Here is a 24,238-nt window from a genome sequence, read left to right on the forward strand (position 1 = left end):
GGAAAACTCAGATGGTCGCGGTATCGATGACGAACCGGTACCGCACATCACTGGCCACCACCCGCTCGTACGCGCCGTCGATCTCATCCGCGGAAATCAACTCGATTTCCGCCCCGACTCCGTGCTCGGCACAGAAATTCAACATTTCCTGTGTTTGCTCGATACCGCCGATCATCGAACCCGACAGCGAACGCCGGCGGCCGGCCAGTACCCGGGCCTGGACCTGGAGCGGGGCCTCCGGCAACCCCAGCACGACCAGCGTCCCGTCCAGCCGCAGCAGCTTCATGTAGTCGTTGATCGGCAGATCCGCGGATACGGTGTTGATGACGAGATCGAAGCTACTGCGCAACTCCCGGAAAACCTGGGCATCGCTTGTGGCGTAGTAGTGGTGCGCGCCGAATCGCTTTCCGTCGTCCTGTTTGCTCAGCGAATGGCTGAGCACCGTCACCTCGGCACCCAGCGCGGCGGCGATTTTCACACCGATATGGCCGAGGCCGCCCATTCCTATGATCGCGACCTTTTTCCCGGGCCCCGTACCCCATTGCCGTAAAGGCGAATACAGGGTGATTCCGGCGCACAACAGGGGCGCGGCCACCGATAGATCGATTCCCTCCGGGATGGCGACCACGAAGTTTTCGGTCACCACGATCCGGGTGGCATATCCCCCCATGGTGTGCCCGCCCGGCTGCACTTCCTCGGGTACTCGGGAGTTGTAGGTCATCACCGCGCCACGAGTACAGAACTGTTCCTCACCCGCCAGACACGGCTCACACACTCCGCAGGAGTCCACCATGCAGCCGACACCCACCCGGTCACCAACCCGGTGGCGGGTCACCGCCGAACCCACGGCGGCGACGGTCCCCGCGATCTCGTGTCCCGGCACACACGGATACGCCGCGCCGCCCCACTCGTCACGGGCGGTGTGGATATCGGAGTGGCAGATCCCGGCATACGCGATATCGATCAGGACATCGTGGGGTCCGAGTTCCCGGCGCTCGATGGTGACCTTCTCGAATGCGGCGTCGGGCCCGGCCATCGCGTACGCGGCTACAGCAGTCATGCGTCCATGCCTACCGGTGCATACCGGATTTGCCAAGGCAGTGTGCTGTATTTTCGGCGCGCTGGCGCGCGCGGGGTCGAGGCCCCCTTGGTCTCGCCGTTTCGGCCTCGAGCCTTGGCCGAAGGTGCTCAATGGTCGCACTCTATGGGCGGCTCACCGCACATCGCATACACTTCGAGGCCGAAACGGCGAGACGGGCCTCAACCCTTTGAGGTGTCTCGTAACACTCGACGCAGGGGGTTGCGTCAGGATTCTATGGTCGGCCCACATGCGGAGTTCGGTCCGCAGGTGGGCGCGCACGGAGGTCGGCGAGTTCGCCCGTTATCCGCTGCCGGTCGTTTCGAAGACCTGCGCGGATCACCTTCGGTGGCGTCATCACCAGGCCGTGATGGCCCACGCCGCCTGGATCGTCGACCTCGGCCTCGGCGCCGGACACAACGGCTGCCGCATCGTCTTCCAGGGCACCCCCGCCGACCTGGTCGCCGCCCACTCGCCCCTTTGCGCAACACCGTTTCCAGGAGTCGCGCAGAGCTTCACTCTCGGGCGGGATCGAGGTCCTGCTCGGCTTCCAGGCGGCGGCGGACGCGGCGGGCGGCGGCGACCATATTGCGGAGAGCGGGGTCGAGCTGCCAGTGGTGGCGGGTTTTGAGGCCGCCGTCCGGGTTGGCCCAGAGCCGGTCCGGGCCGACCGCCGCGGCGGCCGCGGTGAGCAGTTCGTCCAGTTCGTCGATATCCGGGATCCGGGCCGACCGGCTCTCGTACACGCCCGGTCCGACGCCGTGGCTGAGCCCGTGACCGGAGGCGTAGTCCTCCTCCAGCGCTTTCAGCACCCACTCGATGGACCGGGTGGCGACGATCGCGGTGACGTCGGCGTCGAGCTGTTCGATGGCCTGGACGATCTCGGTGCGGCCCGAGTACGGGATATGGGTGTGGATCTGGGTACTGGGCGCCACACCGGAGGTCGCGAGCCGGAATGCCCCGATCGCCCAGCGCAGGTATTCGGCGCGGCCTTCGGGCCGGGCCGGCCACAGCTCGCGCAGCGCGGGCTCGTCGACCTGGATGATGCCGATACCGGCGCGTTCCAGATCCACGACTTCGTCGCGGATCGCCAGCGCCACCTGGTCGGCCGTCTCGTAGAGCGGCTGGTCCTGCCGGACGAACGACCGCGCCACCATGGTGACGGGCCCGGTGACCATTCCCTTGACCGGTTTGTCGGTCAGCGATTGGGCGTAGGTGATCCACTCCACCGACATCGGGGCCGGGCGCGACACGTCGCCGTAGATGATCGGTGGACGCACACAGCGCGACCCGTACACCTGCACCCAGCCGAAATGCGTGGTGGCGAAACCATCCAATAGTTCGGCGAAATACTGGATCATGTCATTGCGCTCGTGCTCGCCGTGCACCAGCACATCGAGGCCGATATCTTCCTGCAACGCGATGGTGGCGGCGATCTCCGCCTCGATCTTCTTGCGGTATTCGTCGTAGGACAACCGCCCCTCGCCCAGCTGGTGTCGGGCCTGCCGGGCTTCCACGCTCTGCGGATACGACCCCAGTGTGGTGGCGGGCACCGGCGGCAACTGCAATTTCTCGTGTTGCGCGGCCCGGCGCTCGGCATAGGGTGCGCGTTCCCGCATCTGCGGAGTGATCGCGTAGACGCGCTGGCGCACCGCGTGTTTCTGTTTGAAATGCACTTCGCCGGGGCGTTTACGCCATTTGTCCGAGGGCCCCTCGGTGAGCGCTTTGGCCAGTGAGACGACCTCGCCGACTTTCTGCTTCGCGAAAGCGAGCCGATCGGCCACATTTCCGTCGATATCGTATTCGGCGAGCACGTCGTAGGGCACGTGCAGCAGCGTGGTCCCGGTGGAGACCACCAGGTCCGGGCACACCTTGGCGAGTTCGTTCAGGTATTCCAAAGTCACGTAGCGATCGGCCCGCCACACATTCGTACCGCTGATGACCCCCGCGTAGAGCCGTTTGCGGCGGATCCCCGGGATCTGCGCCAGATCTTCGGGCCGGACCCGGTAGGACGCCAGATCGAGGCCGATGGCCTCCACCCCGGTACCGGCGAGAATACGCAGCGCCTCCCCGAAATCGCCGTACTGTCCGGTGACCAGGATGCGCGGCCGCAGCGGTGCCTTGGACAGCCGGTCGTAGACACGTGCGAAGGCGGCCAGTTCGGCGGCCGAGCGTTCGGCGGTGAAACAGGGTTCGTCCAGCTGCACACAGGTGGCGCCGCGGCGTGCCAGGATCTCGAACAACTGCTCGTAGACCGGGAGCAGCCGGTCCAGGAGATCGATGGTGTCGAACCCGGCCGATTCACCGGGCACACTGCCCGCCTTGGACAGCAGCAACAGCGATACCGGCCCCAGCACCACCGGGCGCTGTTCGATGCCCACCGCCATCGCCCGGTCCCATTCGTCCAGCAGCGCCTCGGGATGCAGCGAGAATTCCGTGTCGGCATCGAGTTCCGGCTGCCGATAGTGGTAGTTCGTACCGAAGAAACGCACCAGTTCCAGCGGCGGTAGATCGGGCCGGCCGCGTGCCATCAGGAAATAGAAATCCAGCGGGTCCAGCTCGTCGCGGTATTCGGCGAAACGGGACGGGGACGCGCCGAAGAGTAGCGCGTTGTCCAGCACATGGTCGTAGAAGGAGAAAGTGTTCCCGGGGACCTGGGTGAGCCCGGTCGCGGCGAGCTCGTTGAACTGCTGCTCCTGGATATCGCGTCCGACCGCGCGCAGCTCTTCCCGGGTGATCGCCTGCCGCCAGTACGCCTCGAGCGCGCGCTTGAGTTCCCGGTGCGGACCGATCCGCGGATACCCGAGCACACTCGAGCCGAACCCTTCACCGACGTTGACCATTGCCGACCTCCGTGTTTATTTGCGGCGCCTCCGGCGCCGCGGGTCGGGGCCCTGTGACCCCGGTTCTTCACTCCGCCACTCAGTCGCTGCGCTCCTTCGCTCTGTCGCTCCAGAACCGGGGGCGGGCCCCGACCACTGAGGTCGACCATCCGGACTAGACGGTACGTGTATGACCGGATGAGCGGAGTTACCGTTCGCGGGTTGTTCGGCGCCATTCGAATCGGTTTCGGCGCCGCACATCTCACCCGCGGATGCGAAACGCTGTCCTGGTCGCGCCGCGAGCGACCCCGCACGCGACCATATCCACGATTTACGCTTTGTTGTACTGGTAGAAGCCCGCTCCGGACTTCTTGCCCAGCAGCCCCGCCTCGACCATGCGCATGAGCAGCGGAGGTGCCGAGTACAGCGGCTCCTTGAATTCGCCGTACATCGAGTCGGCGATGGATTTCACCGTGTCGAGGCCGACCAGGTCGGTGAGTGCGAGTGGGCCCATGGGGTGGGCACAACCGAGCACCATCGCCTTGTCGACATCCTCCTTGGTGGCGAAACCGGATTCGACCATGCGGATGGCGGAGAGCAGGTACGGCACCAGCAGTGCGTTGACCACGAAGCCGGAGCGGTCCGAGGAACGCACGATCTCCTTGCCGAGGACCTCGGCCGCGAACTTCTCGGCCCGCTCGGTCACGGCGCCACTGGTTTTGAGCGTCGTCACCAGTTCGACCAGCGGCAGTACCGGCACCGGGTTGAAGAAGTGCATCCCCACGACCCGCTCGGGGTTGTTGGTGGCCACCGCGATCTTCATGATCGGAATGGAGGAGGTATTGGAGGCCAATACCGCACCGGGGTCGGTGACCACTTTGTCGAGTTCGGCGAAGATGGAGGTCTTGACCTTCTCGTCCTCCAGGACGGCCTCCACCACGAGCTGGCGGTCGGCGAAATCGCCGAGATCGGAGGTGAACCGCAGCCGCCAGGCCGCCTGTTCCCGCTCACGCTCGGTGATCTTGCCGCTGCTCACGCCCCGGTCCAGGGACCGCAGGATCCGCGACCGGCCGGCTGCGGCGAGATCCCGGGTCTGCTCGTACACGAGTACATCGACATGCGCACGCGCGCACACCTCCGCGATACCCGCGCCCATCTGGCCGGCACCGATGACACCGACACGCTGAATCTTCTCGTTCACGTCCCACTCCTGTGTTCGTGGCGCCGCCTCGGCGGCGCGGGGCTGTGTTCATCGGCGCCGCCTCCGGCAGCGCGGGCTCGGAACCCTCGTGACCCTGTCCACAATGCTGACCGCTCGGCAAGAGGGTGAGCGCGTGCGGCGGTCGGATTCGGCGCTTCCGTCTCGCCGGAGAGACCGAAGCCCCCTCGCCGGGCTGTTGCGAGGGGGCGGTACACCCCTACCGAGGTAGTGGGTCCGGGATACCCGCCGGAAGACGGGGTACCACGATCGGTCCCGGTGGGCTCGGCCCCGCGGGCCCGAGCCCGGCTCGGCGCAGACACCCCGAGCCGGGGCCGTACTTCCGGCACCATGTCGCGGACGGCAGACAGATCCTTTTCCCACGCCGGTTCCGATACCAACCGGAATCCGGACCGCAGAACACCGATCCTCACCGCAACCACCACCTGGCGCCGAGTCTTACGAGGCCTACAAAGGGTTGAGGCCCGTCCCGCCCCTTGGCCGAAGGTGCTCAAAGGTCGCCCTTCTATGGATGGCCCACCGCACATCGCATGAGCCGAAGGCTCGAGTCTCGAGGCCGAAACGGCGAGACCTAGGGGGCCTCAACCCCGCGGCGCCGAAGGCGCCGCAGACAACTCAGTGGAACTGCCCCTCTTCGGTGGAGCCCTTCAGCGCCGCCGTCGAGGTGTTGGGGTCGACGGTGGTGGCGATGGTGTCGAAGTAGCCGGCACCGACCTCGCGCTGGTGCTTGATGGCAGTGAAGCCTCGCTCGGCGGCGGCCTTGAACTCGCGCTCCTGCAGGTCGACGAAGGCGGTCATACCTTCGCGGGCGTAGCCGTAGGCCAGGTCGAACATGCCGTAGTTGAGCGAGTGGAAGCCGGCCAGGGTGATGAACTGGAACTTGAAGCCCATGGCGCCGAGTTCACGCTGGAACTTGGCGATGGTGGCGTCGTCCAGGTGGGCCTTCCAGTTGAAGGACGGCGAGCAGTTGTAGGCCAGCAGCTGGTCCGGGAATTCGCTGCGGACGGCCTCGGCGAACTTGCGCGCGACCTCGAGGTCCGGCACGCCGGTCTCCATCCAGATGAGGTCGGCGTAGGGAGCGTAGGCCTTGGCCCGCGCGATGCAGGGCTCGATACCGTTCTTCACTCCGAAGAAGCCTTCGGCGGTGCGGGTGCCGTCGAGGAATTCACGGTCGCGCTCGTCCACATCGGAGGTGATGAGGGTGGCGGCTTCGGCGTCGGTGCGGGCGATGATCACCGAGGGCACCTCGGCGACGTCGGCGGCCAGGCGCGCGGAGGTCAGGGTGCGGATGTGCTGCTGGGTGGGGATGAGCACCTTGCCCCCGAGGTGGCCGCACTTCTTCTCCGAGGCCAGCTGGTCTTCCCAGTGCACACCGGCGGCACCGGCGGCGATCATGGCCTTCTGCAGTTCGTAGGCGTTGAGCGCGCCACCGAAGCCGGCTTCGGCGTCGGCGACGATCGGGGCCAGCCAGTTCTCGACGGAGGTATCGCCTTCGACCTTGGCGATCTCGTCGGCGCGCAGCAGCGCGTTGTTGATGCGGCGGACCACGGCGGGCACCGAGTTGGCCGGGTAGAGGCTCTGGTCGGGGTAGGTGTGACCGGACAGGTTCGCGTCACCGGCGACCTGCCAGCCCGACAGGTAGATGGCCTTGAGCCCGGCGCGGACCTGCTGGACCGCCATATTGCCGGTGAGGGCGCCCAGCGAGTTGATGTAGTCCTCGTTGTTCACCAGATCCCAGAGGATCTCCGAGCCACGCCGTGCGAGGGTGTGCTCCTCGACAACGGTGCCCTGCAGCTTGGAGACCTGCTCGGCGGTGTAGTTGCGGGTGACGCCCTTCCAGCGCGGGTTGGTGTCCCAATCCTTCTGGATTTCCTCGGCGGTCTTCGGGGTGCCGGTGGTCGACATCGTGCGACTCCACTTCCTTGTTCGGTCGGTCCGCCGGTCCGCGTCGACGAAGCGTTTCCGCGTCGCACTGCTGGATCGGCGATTTGCAGGCTTGCAATGCCCGGTGGGTGTACTTCCACACCATGGCACACCATCAAAATGCCGTCTACCTGTTGCTTCTGTGAATCCGAGCTAGGATCGGCCACGACTTTGCTAACCCTGTGAAAGTTGCCAGCACGTAACCACCGTCAAGTCTACTCACCAGTAGCTCTGACGTGGGGTTTCAGCGTAACGCTCGTACTGTTAGCGGAGGCAGGTATCGGAGTCGAGCCCGGCGGCGCGGCTCGGCCCTGTGAGGACGTTCATAACTGATGGCATGTGCCTTCAAATATGGCGTGCGCCCGATGGTGGGTTGTTCGCGAAAGCGGACACTGTTCTCTTCCCGCCGCCGGGGAGTACTTCGCCGGGGTGAACCCGCAAGATTTCACAACATGCCCAGAAAGGGACAGTGTTGGCACACAACACTTGGCCAACCATTCATGTTCTCGCCCGACGAGATTTTCGCAGGCGTGCCAAATTCACAGCGAACAACGCTAGGGTGTCCGTCACGTGCGCGGTCATCGGTGACGGGTGCCGATGGTGAGCGCCTGCCCTCCGTCGCACGGTGGGATCGGAGCTGTTGATGCGCGACATCGTCGACAACCTGCTGCAGGTGTGGCGTTCGGGCCGGACGGGCGGGCTGGCCACCATCGTGCGCACGGGTGGTCAGGTGGACATTCCGGTGGGTACGGCGATTCTGGTGGACCCCGACGGCATGATCTACGGATCCATGGCGGCGACCGGGATCGAGGACACCGTCTACGAATCCACCCTGCAGTCGGCTCGGACCGGGCAGCGCGCCCTGCACCGGCTCCCGGTACCCGGCGGCGAGGGTGCGGTGATAGATGTTTTCACCGAACCGTTCTCCCGCGGACATTTTCCGGAATTCCCGACCATCGCCGCCGAAATCGCCGAGCATCGGCGGGTCACGCTTTTCACCGTGGTGTGGAATCCGGAGCCGGGAATGATCGGGCAGCACCTGATCACCGATAAAAGACACGCCACGGAACTGGTCTCGCTACCGCAGTCCGATATTTTCGTTGCCTCGTTCGCCCCGCCACCACTGCTGGTGGTGTTCGGGGCGAATGCCGTCGCCGCGGCGCTTTCGGCGCAGGCCCGGCTGCTCGGCTACCGGGTCGCCATCTGCGATCCGCGGCCCACATTCGCAGTGCCGGAGTCCTTCCCCGGGGCCGAGGTGGTCTGCGATTGGCCGCACCGCTATCTGAACGTGTTGGTTTCCGAAGGCGAGATCGATTCCTCCACCGGTATCGTGCTGGCCTCCCACGATCCGCAGTTCGAGATCCCGCTGCTGACGGTCGCGCTCCGGCTACCCGAGATCGGTTATATCGGCGCGGTCGGCTCGCTGGTCGCCAGCGCGCGCCGCCTCGACGACCTGCGCGCGAGCGGATTCGATGAAACACAACTGGCCCGGCTGCACTCCCCCGCCGGAATGGATATCGGCGCGGCCACCGCCACCGAGACAGCTTTGGCGGTGACCGCGGAGATGGTGGCGGCACGGAACGGACGGCAGGGGCGGATCACCGTGCCGTTCCCGGCGGAGGCGGCCATCTGAGTTCGGCGCGCCCTCGCCCCCGGCCGCGCCGAGGGCGACCGAAATCACCCGCGCAATCCCGCCCCTCGATCTTGTGCTGTGCCGACTCTCGTGGACAGTGGTTCTCGTGATCCTCACCGTGACAATGAATCCCGCCTACGATGTGACCTACCGCGTCGAGAATTTCACCCGCGGACAGGCCCATCGGGTTCGCTCGGTGGAGCAGCGCCTCGGCGGTAAGGGCATCAACGTCACCAGAGTGCTCAACCAATTGGGCCGCTATGCCCGCGCCACCGGGTTCGCCGACCACGCCTTCGCCGCGGCCGCCGAGGCCGAGATGCCGGTGGATTTCGTGCACGCGCTGCCGTGGGTCCGGCGCACGGTGGTGATCAGCGAATCCGATACCGGCACCGCGACCGCGTTGCGCGAGCCGGGGGCGCGGATTTCGAATCCACACGCCTCCGAACAACTCGAGGTCCGCGTAGCCGGCATGCTGACGCATATCTCGGGCCTGGTGATCGCCGGGTCCCTACCCGACGGCATCGATCCCGGCCTACCCGCCCGCATCGCCCGGACCGCCCTGGACGCCGGGGTACCCACGGTCTGCGACCTGCACGGACCGGCATTGCGGATGGTCGCACGGGTGCCCGGGGTGGTCCTGCTGCCGAGCCTCGACGAGTTCGAATCGCTCACCCACTGCCGCCCCGAAACCCCGAAAGCGCTGGTCACCGCGACCCGGCCGCTGGTGGATCGCGGCGTGGGCGCGATGATCATCACCCGGGGGCCGCAGGGCATGGTCGCGGTGACCCCGGACGGGTCCTGGGAGGCCCGGCTGCCGGAGCCGCTGACCGGTAATCCGACCGGCGCGGGCGATACGGTGACCGCCGCCGTGATCGCGGCCCTGGCCACCACGCCGACTCCGGATTGGCCGGCGATTCTGGTCGACGCGGTCGCCACCTCGGCGGCCTCGGTGGTCATCCCGGTGGCCGGTGAGATCGACCGGCGCCTGCGCGGGCATCTGGCCCCGACCGTGCTGCTCTCCGAACTGGAGACGCCGGACCGCGAATCGGCCTGACCGCGAGTTCCCGCGGCATCGCCTATTTCAGGACATACGGGGAAACCGAACTCCGGTGTTCGCTGATATCGAGAGTTTTACCGAGCGGCGGGAAGGCGCGCTGGGGGCAGTTGGCGCGATCGCAGACCCGGCAGCCCGCGCCGATGGGGGTGGCGTTGGCCTCCCGCAGATCGATACCATCGGCGTATACCACCCGCGCCGCGTGCCGGATCTCGCAACCCAGCCCGATCGCGAAGGTTTTACTCGGCTGTCCGTACCGGGTCGCGCGACGTTCCACGGTGCGCGCCACCCACAGGTACTTCCGGCCGTCGGGCATCTGCGCGATCTGCGTCATTATCTTGCCCGGATAGGCGAAGGTCTCGTACACGTTCCACAGCGGACAGGTACCGCCGCTGGAGGAGAAGTGGAAACCGGTGGCGGACTGTCGTTTCGACATGTTCCCGGCCCGATCCACCCGGACGAACGAGAAGGGGACTCCGCGCAGTTCCGGCCGCTGCAGGGTGGACAGGCGGTGGCAGATGGTCTCGTAGCTCTGCGCGAAGAACGCCGATAATCGTTCGATGTCGTAGCGGAAACCTTCGGCGACCTCGTGGAAGTAGGTGTAAGGCAGCACGGTTGCGGCGGCGAAATAGTTCGCCAGACCGAGCATGGCGAGTCTGCGGGCGTCCGGGCCGGAGAAGTTCCCCTCGGCCACCAGCTTCTCCAGCAGTTGCCCGCATTCGAAATAGGCCAGTTCGGCGGCCAGTTTGAAAAGGCGCTGGCCACCGGACAGATGCGGCGCGATCTCGAGCAGCTGGTTGTCCGGGTCGTACCGGTGCAGTACGCCCTCACCGAGGTCGATACGTTCCATGATCCGCACGCCGTAGCTGCGCAGCACCTTGGGGATCTCGCTGTGCGCGTCGCCGTTGTGGAAGCGGATTCGGTTGGCCAGCTCCTCGGCGGCTGTATCGAGCTCGTGTATGTAGTTCTGCCGCTGATAGAAGTAGTCGCGTACTTCCTCGTGCGGTTTGCTTATGGTGGCGCTGCCCGAGCCGTCGGCGAATCTGTCCTCGGTGGCCGCGGCCAGCTGAGCACTGGTGTTGCGGTAGCGGTTGTGCATACTGACCAGGGCCCGGGCCATGCTCGGGTGGGCCGACACCATTTCCGCGATCTCCCGGGCGTCGGCTTCGATACCGAGCTCCTGGTCCATCACCACTTCCTGCAGTTCGGCGATGAGCCGGGTGTCGTCCTGCGGTGAGAAGAAGGTGGCCTCGACGCCGAAGACCTCACTGATGCGCAGCAGCACCGGCACGGTGAGCGGCCGGACATCGTGCTCGATCTGATTGAGATAGCTGGCCGATATCTCCAGCTGCTGGGCCAGCGCCACCTGGCTGAGCCCGCGTTCGGTTCGTAGTTGCCGCAACCGGGCGCCGACATAAGTCTTGGCCATATGTCCAGCTTAGGGGTCGTTCGCACGATGCGATAAGTGGGTTAGCAGGAATTTCGCTTCCGGTACCCGACTCCGGCACAACCCGGACAACCGCGCCACGGCCCGGGCACCGAAGAACCCGGCATGTCCGGGATCCTCACCCGTCCCCGTCCGGCTGCGCGATCTCGGCCAGCGGCGAGGCCAGCGGCCAGCCGCCGGCGGCCAGATGTGAGGCCACCCGCGCGATATCCTCCGGACCCGCCTGCTCCCGGGCGTGCCGGCTGACCGCGTCCTCGATCTCGGCGTGGGTGATCTCCCGGTCTCCCCGGTCGCGCACCAACTCCTCGGCGACCAGCGCCACCTCGTACTCGGTCAGGTCCCGGTGCAGTACCGCGAACAGCGCCACATAATCCGATCGGGGCACCCCCTGCGGGTACCCGGCGCGCAGCCACGCGAGCACCCGCGCCAGCAGTCCCGACCGTTCCGGTGGCAAGTCGTTCCCGGTGGTCATCACGCCTGCCCGAACACATGGATACCGAGCCGGTCGGCCAGGAACGCCTTCGCGACGAACAGCACCGCGGCGACCACCACCGCCAGGACGGTGATCAGGCAGAGGTAGGCACCGGCCAGGGCGACCGGGTTACGCCGCACCGTTGCGCCCGGCCCCGCCGCCGACCACAGCCGCACCCCGAGCGCGAACACCATGGGCAGGCCGGCGCCCAGCACGAGCGCCGCCAGGGTCACCTCCCCCAGCGAACGCAGGTTCGTCAACACGGTTTCCATTACGCCTCCTCGGATGTCGACCCGGCGACCCGCGGCTGCTGCGCGGGCGAGGTGTGCTCCGACCCGAGGTCGGCGTCGGGGGGAGCATTGACATTGCCGCTGGACACCTTGTCCCGCAGCGAGCGCCGATAGATCACGGTAGCCAGCGCGATGAGGAGCGCGAACACCGCGAGTACACCGGCCAGGCCGCCGATATAGTAGGCGAGCGCCCAGCAGATCGCGCCGACGATACCCGCGGCGGGCAGGGTCAGCAGCCAGGCCACGACCATGCGCCCCATCACGCCCCAGCGCACCTCCGCCCCCTTGCCGAGGCCGGTGCCGAGGATCGCGCCGGTGACGGTCTGGGTCGTCGAGAGCGGCAGCCCGAAATGCGCGGAGGTCAGGATGATCGCCGCCGACGACGATTCGGCCGCCAGCCCCTGCGGTGAATCGATATCCACGAGTTTCTTGCCGAGGGTGCGAATGATCCGCCAGCCGCCGAGGTAGGTGCCGGCCGCGATCGCGAACGCGCAGGCGGCCATCACCCACAGCGGCATGGCCGAGTCCGGGGAGAGCTCACCGTAGGCGATCAGGGCCAGGAAGATGACGCCCATCGTCTTCTGCGCGTCGTTGGTGCCGTGTGCCAACGACACCAGCGACGCCGAGCCGACCTGACCCCACCGGAATCCGGTGGTCACCTTGTCCGGGTCGGCGCCGCGGGTGATCCGGTACACCGACCAGGTCCCGATGGTGGAGACCAGACCGGCGACGACGGGCGCGAGCAGCGCCGGGATCACGATCTTGTTGATCACCCCGCCCTCCGCGGAGATCCACACCACTCCGCTCCAGCCCAGTGCCGCCATGGTCGCGCCGATCAATCCGCCGAACAGGGCGTGCGAAGAACTCGACGGCAGCCCGAACAACCAGGTGAGCAGGTTCCAGAGAATGCCGCCGACCAATCCGGCATAGACGATGAGCAGCAGGTCGTGCCCGGATACCTCGCCGAGCCGCACGATCCCCTCGGCCACCGTCGCCGCCACCGCCACCGACAGGAACGCGCCCACCAGGTTCAGAACCGCGGACAAGGTGACCGCGACCCGCGGGCGGAGCGCCCCGGTAGCTATCGAGGTCGCCATGGCGTTGGCGGTGTCGTGGAAACCGTTGGTGAAGTCGAAAGCCAGCGCCGTGACAATGACGACCAAGAGAATGAGCAGCTCAACTGTCACGCCCTGCATTGTGCGTCATGCCCCGGCCGCCATCTTCCGGCGGGATCCGCCGGTCGCCGAAAGATAGCGGCCACCTGCGGGTATCCCACGGCACACCGGATCACGCGTGGGCGGGCTCCGGTTCCGGCCGCACAGGCGCACCCGCCGTATCCCCCACCCGCCGCGCGACGATGCCCAGGCCGGCGCAGACCACGATCGCCACGCCCATCGGCACGCCGGTGGCGGGCCCGCCGAGACCGACCAGCGGGGAGACCACCGCGCCCAGCGCGAACTGCAGCGCGCCCATGAGCGCGGCGGCGGAACCGGCGGCATGCCGCGCCCGGCCGATCGCCAATGCGCTGGCGGTACCCATGACCGTCGGGGTGGCGGCCACCATCACGAAGAGGACAGGCAGCACCAGTGCCGCGGACGCACCGGTGGCCAGCAGTACGAGCAATACCATCGCCGCGGTCAGGATCACCAGCTGCCCGAGCCGCAGGATCGGTGCCGGGCCGAACCGGCCGACGAGCCGGGAGATCGCCACTCCGGCCGCCACCATGCCGGCGGCATTGGTGGCGAACACGATCGTGTAGGCCCGGTTGGACAGACCGAGCACGTTCTCGATCACGAAAGGCGATGCCGATATGTAGGACATCATCCCGGCGAACCCGAGCGCGAAGGCGAAGATGTAGCCGAGATAGCCGCGATCGGATCCGATACCGCGCAGCGTACGGAGGGTTCCGCCGACACCGGCGCGGTGGCGCCGCTCCGGGGGTAGCGATTCCGGCACCACGATCAGCGCACCCAGGAACATCAGCACGAAGATGCCGCTCAGCACCCAGAATTCCGCCCGCCAACCGGCGGACACCAGCGCGCCGCCGAGTAGCGGCGCCACCACCGGTGCGATACCGCCGATGGCGGAGAAGAGGGTGAAGATCCGGGCGGTGGCCGCTCCTTCGGTTCGGTCGGCACCGACCGCGCGGCCGATCACCAGGCCGGCAGAGGCGGTCAGCCCCTGCACGAAACGCATGGCGACGAGCAGCCAGATGGTGGGCGCCAGCGCACAGATCACGGTGACGGCGACGGTGACCGCGGTGGCCACGACCAGTGGCCGGCGCCGGCCGTATCGATCGGAGAGCGGACCGATGAGCAACTGACCCGCGGCGAGCCCGACGAGAAACGCCGTCAGCGTGAGCTGCACACTCGCCGCGCTGGTGTCCAGGTCGGCGGCGAGGTCGGTGAACGCCGGCAGATACATATCCACCGCGAACGGCGCCGCCGCCGAGAGCATTGCCAGCACCACCAGCAGCAGCCCGGATACCCCGGGGCGCGTTCGGATCGGTAGCACGGTACCTCCTGCCAAATGCTTATTTATACATACATAAGCTAACATGGTCGAGTGAGCAACAACCCCTCCGATCTTCGTGCGCTGGACCACGCGCTGCGCGAGGTCGCGCGGGCGGTTCGTAAGGCCACCCCGCGTCTCACCGGCGCCGAACCGCTCACCGACACCCAGTTCGAGGCGCTGCGCATAATCGTGCACAATCCCGGCGCCGCGGCGGGCGAACTGGCCGCGCTGACCGGTACCCGGCCGAGCAATATGAGTGTGACCCTGCGCCAACTGGGCGAGTACGGCCTCATCGACCGCGAGCCCGACCCGGCGGACCGCCGCTGCAGCCGGATCATGCCCACCGAAAAGGCCATCGCGCACGCCCGCGAGATGGAAGCGGTGCGTACCCGGCTCGTCCTCGACGCCCTCGGCGACCTCGCTCCGGAGGATCTGCAGAGTCTGACCGCGGCCATCGGCGGCCTCCGCGCCCTCGCCGACGCGCTCACCGGCGCAGCCCCGGCGCCGACGACCCGCTTGCGTACCGGGGGCTGACGCCGTTACCGCCCGCCCCGGTACGACCCACCTGGAACCGGATGGGTCGTACCGGCCGGATCAGAACGCTTCTTCGGGCAGGCTCATGATGTCGGTGTCGATCGCCGCGATGATCTCCTTGGTCGCGGCGAGGGTGGGCAATACGTTCTTCGCGAAGAAACTCGCCACCCCGACCTTGCCCGTGTAGAACGGCCGATCGCGCTCGTCCGCCGCGGCCAGTGCCGCGGTGGCGACCTCCGCCTGCACCAGTAGCCGCCAGCCGATCAGCAGATCGCCCACCGCCAGCAGGAACCGCACCGAGCCGAGCCCCACCTTGTACAGCTCCGTGGGATCGGACTGGGCGGCCACGGCATAGCCGGTCAACGACCCTGCCATAGCCTGGACATCCGCCAGCGCGGTGCGCAACAGTGCCCGCTCGGTGTCCAGTCGGCCGGTGGGCGCATCGAGGAAAGCGGTGATCTGACCGAAGATCTGCCCCGCCGCGGCGCCCTTGTCCCGAATGATCTTGCGGAAGAAGAAGTCCTGCGCCTGGATGGCGGTGGTGCCCTCGTACAGCGAGTCGATCTTCGCGTCCCGGATGTACTGCTCGATCGGATAGTCCTGGAGGTAGCCGGAACCGCCCAGGGTCTGCAGGGATTCGGTCAGGTACTGATAGGCCCGCTCGGAACCGACGCCCTTGACGATGGGCAGCAGGAAATCGTCGATCCGATGTGCCGTTTCGGCATCCACCCCGGAAACCAGTTGCGCCACATCGGCATCCTGGTGGATCGCGGTGTAGAGGTAGACCGCGCGCATCCCCTCGGCATACGCCTTCTGCATGGCCAGACTGCGCCGCACATCGGGATGCCGGGTGATCGGGACCCGGGGCGCGGTCTTGTCGGTCATCCGGGTGAGGTCGGCGCCCTGTACCCGCTCCTTCGCGTAGGCGAGCGCGTTCAGGTACCCGGTGGACAGGGTCCCACTGGATTTGACGCCGACCGTCATACGCGCGTTCTCGATGACCTTGAACATCTGGGCGATTCCGTCGTGACTGTCGCCGACCAGCCAGCCCACGGCGGGTTTCTCGCCGCCGAAGGTGAGTTCACAGGTGGGCGAGGATTTCAGGCCCATCTTGTGTTCGACATTGGTCACGTACACGCCGTTGCGCTCGCCCAGTTCCAGGGTCTGCGGATCGAACAGGAATTTCGGTACGTAGAACAGGGACAGACCCTTGGTGCCCGGTCCCGCGCCCTCGGGCCGCGCCAGCACGAGGTGGAAGACGTTCTCCGCGGTCTCGCCGACGTCGGCGCCGGAGATAAAACGTTTGACGCCCTCGATATGCCAGGTGCCGTCGGGCTGTTCGATCGCTTTGGCCCGGCCCGCACCCACATCCGAACCCGCGTCGGGTTCGGTGAGCACCATGGTGCCCTGCCAGTGCCGCTCGAAACCGGCTGCCGCCCAGTGCTTCTGCTGCTCGGTACCGATACCGAACAGGACCTGCGCCATCACCGAGCCCATATCGAAGAACACCGCGGCCGGGTTGGCGCAGGTGATCATCTCGCTCACCGCCCAGCACAGCGCGGCAGGCGCGGGCATCCCGCCCATCGCCTCGGGTTTGCCGAGACGGTTCCACCCGGCTTTCCGGACGGCGTACACGGTCTCGGCCAACGGTTCCGGGACGGTGATCGAATGGGTGTCCGGGACGAACTCCACCGGATCTCGGTCGGCGGCCGCGAAGGATTCCGCCACCGGCCCTTCGGCCAGGCGCTTCACCTCCGCCAGGATCTCCCGCGCGGTATCGGTGTCGAGATCCCCGTACGCACCGGTGTCGAGGATTTTGCCCAGTTCGAACACCTCGAAGAGGTTGAACTCGATATCACGCAGATTCGCCCGGTAGTGACCCACGGCTGTCCTCCTGGTCGGTACGGTCGGCGGCCGGCCGACCGCATGGTTACAGGCTTTTTGACATCGTACGAACTGAAGGGTGCCGGACCCGGCGGCGGGTACGCAACCGTAGCCTCGCGCACCTGGGCCCGCGTCCGCCGGCAGTGTCCGGGACGGGTGCGTTACCGCCTCAGCAACCCGGCTGCAACGGCCAGCACTCCACCGGTCCCCCGGGCGCGGGTACGGCCGGCGCGACGGTGGTGCTGGGTGCCGCCGGTTCGGCGGTGGGGCCGTCGGCGAGCAGGGAACCGGCGATCGCGCCCAGCACTATCAACACGCCCAGCACCGCGACCCCCAGCACCGCCCAGCCGATGAGGTCCTGGGTGCGACCGGAATCCGGCCGGCGCCAGCCGGGACGCTCCCGTGGTTTCCGCGGCGGCTCCGGCAGTTTGTCCTCGAAGCCGGCGGCGATCAGTTCGGCGCGATCCGGCGCCCAGCCGGTGAGCGCCCGGGTGGCCGCGCAGACCCGGCCCAGTGTCCAGCGGGGCGGTCCGGGGGCGAAATTCTCCAGGAAGATCCGCAGTTCGGTGTATTCGACCGCGTTCCCGACCACCACATCCAATCCCGGGCGCAGGGTTTCCCGGCCCGGCCGCAGTGTCACGCCCCGCATGGGCACCAGTGCCACCGCACCGCACAGCTGTCCGGGATCGTAGGTGGCGCGTTCGAAGGTCAGCTCGACCTCCCGCACCGCACTCTCCAGGTGCCGTATCGGATTGACCCCGAATGCCAATTCCAGATCCGCGGCGACCGCGCCGACCTGCCACGGCCGGTCCCGCGAAACCGTCAGCACCCCGCTCTGCCGGCTCCGGAACCCGACCACCTCGATCACGAGAACTCCCTGGGGCGTCCAGATCACCGCCCCGACCTGCCGGGTTCCGCGCTGGGTGCCGATCCGCAGGTCGACGATGGCCAAGCCGGTCGTCGGCAACTGCCGCAGGCATTGCACGAATTCCATTTCGGCCGCGGATAGTTCCGCCCGATCGTCGACCTTCACCAGCATCGTGCTCTACCTCTGCCGCGTGTCGTTGCCCCTCATGCCACCACCGACCCCCATGTCGATCATGGCCCGCCAGCCACTTTCGTACCACTCATATGACCTGCGGTTCAGGCGAATCGGGAATCAGCGCCCCGGACCTCGGGGCACTGATTCCCGGTACGGCACCCGTGCGGGCGTCAGACCCATTGCACGAGCTGATAGATGATCCCGTTCCGATCGGTCGTCTGGAAGTAGCGCTCCCCCCATTCCTCGGTCTCGACGGGGGTGACGATCGGGGCCCCGTTCTTCTGCAACCGCGCGTATTCGGTGTCGATATCGGCCACCACGAACACCACGAGCAGCCCGTCCCCGGCGGGGCCGGCGGCACGTTCGGGTTTGAAGGTGGACAGTCCGGTGCGCAGATAGATGAGGTTCGGTCCGGCTTCGGGATGGGCGAGCGAGACGAAACCGTCGGCCGTCATCTGCTCGGTGAACCCGAAGTGGGTGGTGACGAACTCCGCCGACGCGGCCGGGTCGGCGACGTTCAGCGAGATGGCGGATCCGGTGATGCGCATATGACCTCCATATTCCAAAACACCGTATGGCGTACGTAGTATTTGTACCGGACGGAATAGTGCGCCGCATCGTGATCCGCCGCACGCCGGAGACCTGCCGGAACCGACCGCTCGCCTTCTCGGCACCGACCGCCCGCGCCGGGCCGAACCCGGCCCGGGCAGCTAATCTCGTGTCATGCCTGACGCTCGGCCCACCGAAACGCCCACGATCGCGCTGGTACTGGGAGGCGGTGGCCCGGTCGGCATCGCCTGGCTGAGCGGGCTGGCGACAGGTCTGCGCGACGCCGGAATCGACCTGGCCCGGGCCGACCGCATCATCGGCACCTCCGCCGGAGCGGTCGTCGGCTCGGCCCTCGCCGCCGGGATCGATATCGCCACGATCCTGACCCCGCGACCGCAGCCCGCCGAGCCGGTCCGGCACGATTACGCCCCGCTGCTGGAGATAGCCGCACTGCTGCGCGCCGTCGATCAGGATCGCGAACTGGTCCTCCAGCGGGTCGGCGAACTCGCCCTGGGCGCCGACACCGGCGACCCGGCGGTCCACATCGACCGCATCGGCTCACTCGTCGGTTTCGCCGACTGGCCCGAACACGATCTGCGGATCGCCGCCATCGATATCGGGTCGGGGACACTCACCGCCTGGACCCGGGGCGGCGCCGCGACTCTTGTCGAAGCGCTCGCCTCGAGTACCGCGGTGCCCGGCGTCTTCCCCCCGATCGAGATCGCCGGCCGGCACTACATCGACGGCGGGGTCCGCTCCACCGTCAACGCCGACCTCGCCGTGGGTCACGATGTGATCGTGATCCTGGAACCGCTGGCGCATGTGTATCCGCGCACCCGCGCCGACCGGGAACTCGGATCGGTCCGGGAGATCTCGATACGCCCGGACGATATCGCCGTCGCCGCATTCGGCACCGATCTCTTCGCCGATACCGCCCTCTACCCGGCCTACGAATCCGGCGTCCGGCAGGCGGCGGCAGCGGCGGCCGAGCTGAAGGAATTCTGGCCCGCCGGCCGGGCCGCGTCAGATCACGCGCGGACCGCGGGCGGCGCGTAGTCCGCTGCGCGCCGGCCCGGCCCGGCCCGTCACCGGCTGGATGAGTGCCGCGTCCACTCCGATCCGCTGCGCGAAGGCGCCGAGACCGGGGGTGCCCCGATCCATACTGAGCAGGTCCGTGGTCGTCGAACGCACCGACCTGTGCCGGTAGAGCTGTTCCGGGGCGAGTAGTTCGGCCTCCAGCAGAAGGGCCAGTGCGCGTTCGGGACTGCGCCGCTGGGCCCACGCGCGGGCGGTATCGACGAGCAATCGACCCTGATGCCCGGGCGAGAGCCGCCCCCGGTCGATCTTCCCCGCGAGCCTGATCGCGGTGCCGGCGTCGCCCAGTTCCACCGCGACCGCGACCTCGTGCAGGTCCACGGCGGTGGGACCGAAATCCGTATGGTGATCGTCGCGGTCCCCGCCGAGGCCGGCCGCCGCGGCCCGGGCGGCGGCGATCATCTCGTAGGCCTGCTCGGCCTCCTCGGTGCGCGCCGCGATCAGGGCGAGCTGCAGGGTCAACGCGCCGTACACACTCGCGGCACGAGGCCCGCCCCGGCCCATGAGCTCCCCGAGGGCCGCGCGCGCGGTTTCCGCGGTTCGCTTCGCCTGGTCGAGTCGGTGCGCACACTGGAAGACGAGCGCGAGACGAAAAGCGCCCGCCGCCATCAGGATCGGGTCCTCCGCATACCGAGCCGCGGTGATCGCGCGCTCGGCGGCGACCCAGGCGGCATCGAACTGCTGTAGATCGGCGAGCGCGACAGCGTAGGCCTGACAGGTGTGGGCGAGCAGGCCCTCGGCCCGGCGGGAGTCGGCGTGCGCGACCGCGACGGCCAGGTCGGGAAGCAATGATTCGAGCAGCTCCCGCAACTCCGTGTAGTGGCCCAGCCGGGTGAACGTCCACGCGGCGTCGGCCCTCTCGGCGAGGCGGTCGATATCCGGGGCCACGGCCGCGCCGGTCGTCATCGCTCGCAGCGCGTGATTATCGGTGAGCAGTAGCCGCAGCCCCGCCGCGTCGGCCGGGATCTGTTCGGCCTGCGCGGTGGGGGCCGACGGCGCCAGCTCGGCGACGGGCATATCGAGGACATCGGCGATACGTTCGAGTACATCCAGCGCCTTGACCGGCCGCACGCCGCGTTCCACCTGGGAGACCCATGCCTCCGACCGTTTGATCAATGGCGCGAAATCGCGCTGCGACAGACCTTTCCGCGCCCGGTAGTAGGCGATCTTGCGGCCGATCCCGGAATCGTGATCGGTCATCGGCCGAGCGCACCTTCGGCCGCGGCCGGGCCCGGCCGGGTGATGCCCCGGTGGAACGCGCGTCGCCGGTTTCCCGTCACCGGGTCGAATACTGCCGCGCCCGTCGGGTCGTGCATATCGAAGCGGGGCACCAGTTCTTGCATATCTGGCTCCTTCGTTGCGACTCCGGCCTGTGACCGATCGTAGGACGACAAGCTCTCCACAAAATGCTAACCAGTATTTCGATACCACTGGAGTAGCGAATTGATCTATTACTGCCCGAGCCGGGCGCAGTCGCCTCGGGTAGGACCGCGCGGGCCCGGCCGATACCGAATTCCGCTGCGGAATCCCACCCCGCGGTCCGCCCGTCACCTCAACCCGCCGAGCGTCCGGATAAACACGGTCGATCTCTCACCCCGGGTCCGTGTGTTCGTCCCGAACCCACTGCCGCGACAAGCTTTCCGGACCCATCCCCAGCGCCGCGCCATCGGCCTGGTGTAACCGACAGCACTGCGCTATTATAAGTTAAAACTTATAAAGGGAGGAAGACATGGGTTTGCTCACCGATCCCACCGCCATCGCCGGACTGGTCACCCGAGAGGTCCGCACCGCCGAACGACAGGGCGCGGTCACTCGGATCGCCGTAGCGCGGCGCACCTACGCCACCGATCCGGACGATCTGTGGGAGGCACTCACCGATATCCAGCGGATTCCGCGCTGGTTCCTGCCGGTCACCGGCGAGCTGACCGTCGGCGGCAGGTATCAGCTCGAAGGAAATGCCGGGGGCGTGGTCGAAGAATGCGAACGACCGAAACGATTCGCGGTAACCTGGGAGATGGGGCCCATGGTTTCGTGGCTCGAAATCCGGCTCGAACCCGACGCCGGTGGGACCACACTCGAATTGATGCACGAAGCACCGGTCGATCCGGATATGTGGAAACAATTCGGCCCCGGCGCGGTGGGTGTCGGCTGGGATCTGGCGCTCATGGGACTCGGCCTGCATCTGGAAACTCGCGCCGACGTCGACCCGGCGGTGGCGCTGGAGTTCCCGGCCACCACCGAGGGCCTGGAATTCGTCCGGGCCGCGGCGTCCGGTTGGGCGGCGGCGGCGATCACCGACGGTGACGATCCGGCACAGGCCCATGCGGGCGCCGAGGCGACCACCGGCTTCTACACCGTCGGTCCCGAGGAGGAGGAGCGATCCTGATGGACCGGTCCGCCCCGGCGAACGTGTTCGAGGCACTCGGCGATCCGGTGCGCCGCACGATACTGCAAGTGGTGGCCGGCGGTGAACGATCCGCGGGCGCCCTGGTCGAGGAGATCCGCGAGCACAGTGCAATCTCGCAACCCGCGGTATCCCAGCACCTCAAGGTATTACGGGAAGCCGGGCTGGTTCGCGTGCGGTCGGAGGCCAACCGCAGGTACTACACCCTGGAACCGGAGGGTTTCGCCGACGCCCGGGAATGGCTCGCCGCGCTGGTCGATCCGCTGGCCCGGTTCGCCCAACCCCTCGACGCCCTCGCGACCGAGGTCGCCCGCGGCAAACGCGAACGGCATGGGAAGACTCCCGGGACAGAAGCGGACCGTACAGACAAGTCCGCCTGACGTTTTCGTTGCGGTCGCCGCCCGGCCCAGCGCCTGCTATACACCTGGGATGCGTAGGTGGATGGCAGGGGCGGCGATCGCTCTGGCGGCGGTACTGGTCGTCGGGGCCGGCGGCTATTTCCTGATGAACTCACGGACCTACCAACTGGCCGGGCGGCTGGTGGACCGCGTGGAGACCAGCGAGAAGGTGGTGGCCCTGACGCTGGACGACGGGCCGTCCGAGCGCGCTCCCGAGGTGCTCGATCTGCTCGCCACCGCCGGTATCCCCGCCACCTTCTATCTCAACGGCCGCGATCTCGCCGCCCGCCCGGAGCTGGGCCGGGCGATCGTGGCGGCCGGTCACGAACTGGGCAACCACACCTACAACCACCGGCGGATGGTGCTGGTCTCGTCCGGTACGGTCGCCGACGAGGTGGAAGGTACAGATACCGAGATCCGCGCCGCCGGTTACCGGGGCGACATCACCTTCCGCCCGCCCTACGGCAAGAAATTGTGGAATCTGCCGAACTATCTCGCCGACCACGACCGCACCACGATCACCTGGGATGTCGAACCCGAAAAAGGCAACACCGCCACCGAGGACATCGTCGACGCCACCGTCGACCAGGTGCGCCCGGGGTCGATCATCCTGCTGCACACTATGTACGCCACCGGCGCGGCCTCCCGGGCCGCCGTCGTCCCGATCGCCGCGAAACTGCACGCGCAGGGCTACCGGTTCGTCACGGTTTCCGAACTGCTCGACCTCGGTGACTCCGCGCGCTCGTGATATACCGAAGCCGCCTGTTCGAGCGGCACGGCGGCGGGTAGGTTCGGGAGCGGTGCATGCCACAGGCGACCGGCGGGCGCCGTGGGTCGTACGACAATTCCACCGGAGAGGACGATGCCATGGTGTCGCAGGAGCGACCACGGATCACCCCCGGCCGCCTCCGCGAGCTGGGTCCCGTCAACTGGGCGGCCTGGCAGGTGCTCTCGCGGGCCTCGGGTACGGCCGACGCGCAGCTGTTCAGCACGCTGGGCCGGGCCGGTCGGCTGTTCCGCGGCTGGCTGCACTTCTCCGGCACGCTGATGCCGGGTGGGCGGCTGCGCCGGCACGACACCGAACTGGTCATCCTGCGGGTGGCCCATCTGCGTGACTGCGCCTACGAGACCGACCACCACATCCGCCTGGGCCGGCGGGCCGGGGTGACACCGGAGATCCTGGAGCGGATCCGGGCCGGAGCGGACGCGGCGGGCTGGGCCGACAAACACCGGGCGCTGCTCACCGCGGTCGATCAGCTGGTCCGCACCCGCGATATCGACGATGCCGCCTGGACACACCTGTCCACCTACTACGACGATCGCCGCCTCATCGAAATCGTGCTGCTGGTCAACCAATATGAGGGCCTCGCTGCCACCATCGCCACCCTCCGCATCCGCCGCGACGAATTCTGACCGCCCGCGTGGCTAGCGGCCCCCGGTGAAAGCCGCTGCGGGAACGAATATCTCGTGCCCGGAGTCGAGGCGGACCACGACTCCCGCCGGGCTCCACCGCGCCGACTCGAGGACGGGGTCGCGGTTGCCCAGGATCTCGAAGTACACCGGGTGGCCGTACCCCATATCCGGATAGCGGCCGACCGTGATCACATCCGGCAGCCGCCGGTGCAGCAGCCGGCTCTCCTGCCGTAGGAGACCGACATGGTAGGTCGCACCGTCGTATTCGACGGTCGGCGGCTGGGTTTCGGTGCGCAACACCTCCGTACGCACCGTCCGGGTATCGACAACGACCGCCCCCGCCACGAGCACGAATACGAGAAACGCCACTGCCACGCCGAGGATCGGTCGCAACCCGGATATCCCGGAGCGAGCGGAGGGCGACGGTTCCACGGTCACCCCGGGAATGTATCCCGGATGCCCGGACC

General features: G+C 67.6%; 23 protein-coding genes. 8 read left to right on the forward strand and 15 right to left on the reverse strand.

Annotated elements, in window-relative coordinates; genetic code table 11:
* Nucleotides 1-7: 7 nt before the first annotated feature.
* The 4 genes from NGR01S_RS17950 to aceA all read right to left on the reverse strand — a co-directional run bounded on the left by NGR01S_RS17950 (nt 8) and on the right by aceA (nt 7,024).
* On the reverse strand, nt 8-1,060 hold the full coding sequence (locus NGR01S_RS17950) for an NAD(P)-dependent alcohol dehydrogenase (RefSeq protein ID WP_063038259.1): 1,053 nt from the start codon (nt 1,058-1,060) through the stop codon (nt 8-10).
* 533 nt (nt 1,061-1,593) lie between these two features.
* Entirely contained in the window at nt 1,594-3,921 is a 2,328-nt protein-coding gene (gene metE / locus NGR01S_RS17955; RefSeq protein WP_063038261.1) for a 5-methyltetrahydropteroyltriglutamate--homocysteine S-methyltransferase, read from the reverse strand.
* A 310-nt stretch (nt 3,922-4,231) separates the two neighbouring features.
* Nucleotides 4,232-5,101, reverse strand: coding sequence for a 3-hydroxybutyryl-CoA dehydrogenase (locus NGR01S_RS17960; RefSeq protein WP_084481302.1), 870 nt, complete (start codon nt 5,099-5,101; stop codon nt 4,232-4,234).
* Between the two features lie 633 nt (nt 5,102-5,734).
* On the reverse strand, nt 5,735-7,024 hold the full coding sequence (gene aceA, locus NGR01S_RS17965; protein WP_063038263.1) for an isocitrate lyase: 1,290 nt from the start codon (nt 7,022-7,024) through the stop codon (nt 5,735-5,737).
* 661 nt (nt 7,025-7,685) lie between these two features.
* Between aceA and NGR01S_RS17970 the strand changes: the two genes are divergently transcribed.
* Together NGR01S_RS17970 and NGR01S_RS17975 are read left to right on the forward strand one after the other, a co-directional pair.
* Entirely contained in the window at nt 7,686-8,675 is a 990-nt protein-coding gene (locus NGR01S_RS17970) for an XdhC family protein (RefSeq protein WP_063038543.1), read from the forward strand.
* 97 nt (nt 8,676-8,772) lie between these two features.
* The gene (locus NGR01S_RS17975) at nt 8,773-9,729 is read left to right on the forward strand and encodes a hexose kinase (RefSeq protein WP_245664649.1); all 957 of its coding nucleotides are present in this window, start codon (nt 8,773-8,775) and stop codon (nt 9,727-9,729) included.
* 22 nt (nt 9,730-9,751) lie between these two features.
* On the opposite strand, the gene ramB is transcribed toward NGR01S_RS17975, so the two are convergent.
* The 5 genes from ramB to NGR01S_RS18000 all read right to left on the reverse strand — a co-directional run bounded on the left by ramB (nt 9,752) and on the right by NGR01S_RS18000 (nt 14,452).
* Complete coding sequence (gene ramB, locus NGR01S_RS17980) at nt 9,752-11,158, reverse strand: acetate metabolism transcriptional regulator RamB (RefSeq protein ID WP_063038265.1); 1,407 nt, start codon at nt 11,156-11,158, stop codon at nt 9,752-9,754.
* Between the two features lie 136 nt (nt 11,159-11,294).
* A complete protein-coding gene (locus NGR01S_RS17985) occupies nt 11,295-11,648 on the reverse strand; it encodes a DUF3349 domain-containing protein (RefSeq protein ID WP_063038267.1) in 354 nt (117 codons plus the stop codon).
* On the reverse strand, nt 11,648-11,920 hold the full coding sequence (locus NGR01S_RS17990; protein WP_063038269.1) for a hypothetical protein: 273 nt from the start codon (nt 11,918-11,920) through the stop codon (nt 11,648-11,650). Before NGR01S_RS17990 ends, NGR01S_RS17985 begins: the two co-directional genes overlap by 1 nt.
* Nucleotides 11,920-13,125, reverse strand: coding sequence for an inorganic phosphate transporter (locus NGR01S_RS17995; RefSeq protein ID WP_063038547.1), 1,206 nt, complete (start codon nt 13,123-13,125; stop codon nt 11,920-11,922). Before NGR01S_RS17995 ends, NGR01S_RS17990 begins: the two co-directional genes overlap by 1 nt.
* A 100-nt stretch (nt 13,126-13,225) precedes the next feature.
* Nucleotides 13,226-14,452: a multidrug effflux MFS transporter gene (locus tag NGR01S_RS18000; RefSeq protein WP_245664650.1), complete on the reverse strand. Its 1,227-nt coding sequence runs from the start codon at nt 14,450-14,452 to the stop codon at nt 13,226-13,228.
* 51 nt (nt 14,453-14,503) lie between these two features.
* Here NGR01S_RS18000 and NGR01S_RS18005 point away from each other — a divergent pair, with 51 nt between their 5' ends.
* Nucleotides 14,504-14,986: a MarR family winged helix-turn-helix transcriptional regulator gene (locus tag NGR01S_RS18005; RefSeq protein WP_063038271.1), complete on the forward strand. Its 483-nt coding sequence runs from the start codon at nt 14,504-14,506 to the stop codon at nt 14,984-14,986.
* 60 nt (nt 14,987-15,046) lie between these two features.
* On the opposite strand, the gene NGR01S_RS18010 is transcribed toward NGR01S_RS18005, so the two are convergent.
* From NGR01S_RS18010 to NGR01S_RS18020, 3 genes are all read right to left on the reverse strand, one after another.
* Complete coding sequence (locus NGR01S_RS18010) at nt 15,047-16,870, reverse strand: acyl-CoA dehydrogenase (protein ID WP_063038273.1); 1,824 nt, start codon at nt 16,868-16,870, stop codon at nt 15,047-15,049.
* 169 nt (nt 16,871-17,039) lie between these two features.
* Nucleotides 17,040-17,909: a nuclease-related domain-containing protein gene (locus tag NGR01S_RS18015; RefSeq protein ID WP_063038275.1), complete on the reverse strand. Its 870-nt coding sequence runs from the start codon at nt 17,907-17,909 to the stop codon at nt 17,040-17,042.
* Between the two features lie 173 nt (nt 17,910-18,082).
* Entirely contained in the window at nt 18,083-18,460 is a 378-nt protein-coding gene (locus NGR01S_RS18020; protein ID WP_063038277.1) for a VOC family protein, read from the reverse strand.
* 175 nt (nt 18,461-18,635) lie between these two features.
* Between NGR01S_RS18020 and NGR01S_RS18025 the strand changes: the two genes are divergently transcribed.
* Nucleotides 18,636-19,517, forward strand: a complete 882-nt coding sequence (locus NGR01S_RS18025) for a patatin-like phospholipase family protein (RefSeq protein WP_063038279.1) — start codon at nt 18,636-18,638, stop codon at nt 19,515-19,517.
* Here the strand turns inward: NGR01S_RS18025 and NGR01S_RS18030 are convergent.
* Both NGR01S_RS18030 and NGR01S_RS31005 read right to left on the reverse strand, forming a co-directional pair.
* Nucleotides 19,485-20,756 (reverse strand): helix-turn-helix domain-containing protein, encoded by a 1,272-nt coding sequence (locus NGR01S_RS18030; RefSeq protein WP_084481305.1) that lies wholly within the window; start codon nt 20,754-20,756, stop codon nt 19,485-19,487. The two genes, NGR01S_RS18025 and NGR01S_RS18030, sit on opposite strands and share 33 nt — an antisense overlap.
* A complete protein-coding gene (locus NGR01S_RS31005; RefSeq protein ID WP_157107307.1) occupies nt 20,753-20,899 on the reverse strand; it encodes a hypothetical protein in 147 nt (48 codons plus the stop codon). Before NGR01S_RS31005 ends, NGR01S_RS18030 begins: the two co-directional genes overlap by 4 nt.
* 386 nt (nt 20,900-21,285) lie before the next feature.
* On the opposite strand from NGR01S_RS31005, the gene NGR01S_RS31570 reads away from it, so the two are divergent.
* The 4 genes from NGR01S_RS31570 (at nt 21,286) to NGR01S_RS18050 (ending at nt 23,771) form a co-directional block, all read left to right on the forward strand.
* Nucleotides 21,286-21,942: an SRPBCC family protein gene (locus NGR01S_RS31570; protein WP_063038281.1), complete on the forward strand. Its 657-nt coding sequence runs from the start codon at nt 21,286-21,288 to the stop codon at nt 21,940-21,942.
* A complete protein-coding gene (locus NGR01S_RS31575) occupies nt 21,942-22,340 on the forward strand; it encodes an ArsR/SmtB family transcription factor (protein WP_063038283.1) in 399 nt (132 codons plus the stop codon). The genes NGR01S_RS31570 and NGR01S_RS31575 overlap by 1 nt, the downstream gene beginning before the upstream one ends.
* A 49-nt stretch (nt 22,341-22,389) precedes the next feature.
* Nucleotides 22,390-23,106: a polysaccharide deacetylase family protein gene (locus NGR01S_RS18045; protein ID WP_063038285.1), complete on the forward strand. Its 717-nt coding sequence runs from the start codon at nt 22,390-22,392 to the stop codon at nt 23,104-23,106.
* Between the two features lie 119 nt (nt 23,107-23,225).
* Nucleotides 23,226-23,771, forward strand: a complete 546-nt coding sequence (locus tag NGR01S_RS18050) for a carboxymuconolactone decarboxylase family protein (protein WP_063038551.1) — start codon at nt 23,226-23,228, stop codon at nt 23,769-23,771.
* 12 nt (nt 23,772-23,783) lie between these two features.
* On the opposite strand, the gene NGR01S_RS18055 is transcribed toward NGR01S_RS18050, so the two are convergent.
* A complete protein-coding gene (locus tag NGR01S_RS18055) occupies nt 23,784-24,209 on the reverse strand; it encodes a hypothetical protein (RefSeq protein ID WP_157107308.1) in 426 nt (141 codons plus the stop codon).
* Nucleotides 24,210-24,238 lie beyond the last annotated feature (29 nt).

This window comes from Nocardia grenadensis NBRC 108939 (genome assembly GCF_001613445.1).
GTDB classification, from domain to species: Bacteria; Actinomycetota; Actinomycetes; order Mycobacteriales; family Mycobacteriaceae; genus Nocardia; species Nocardia grenadensis.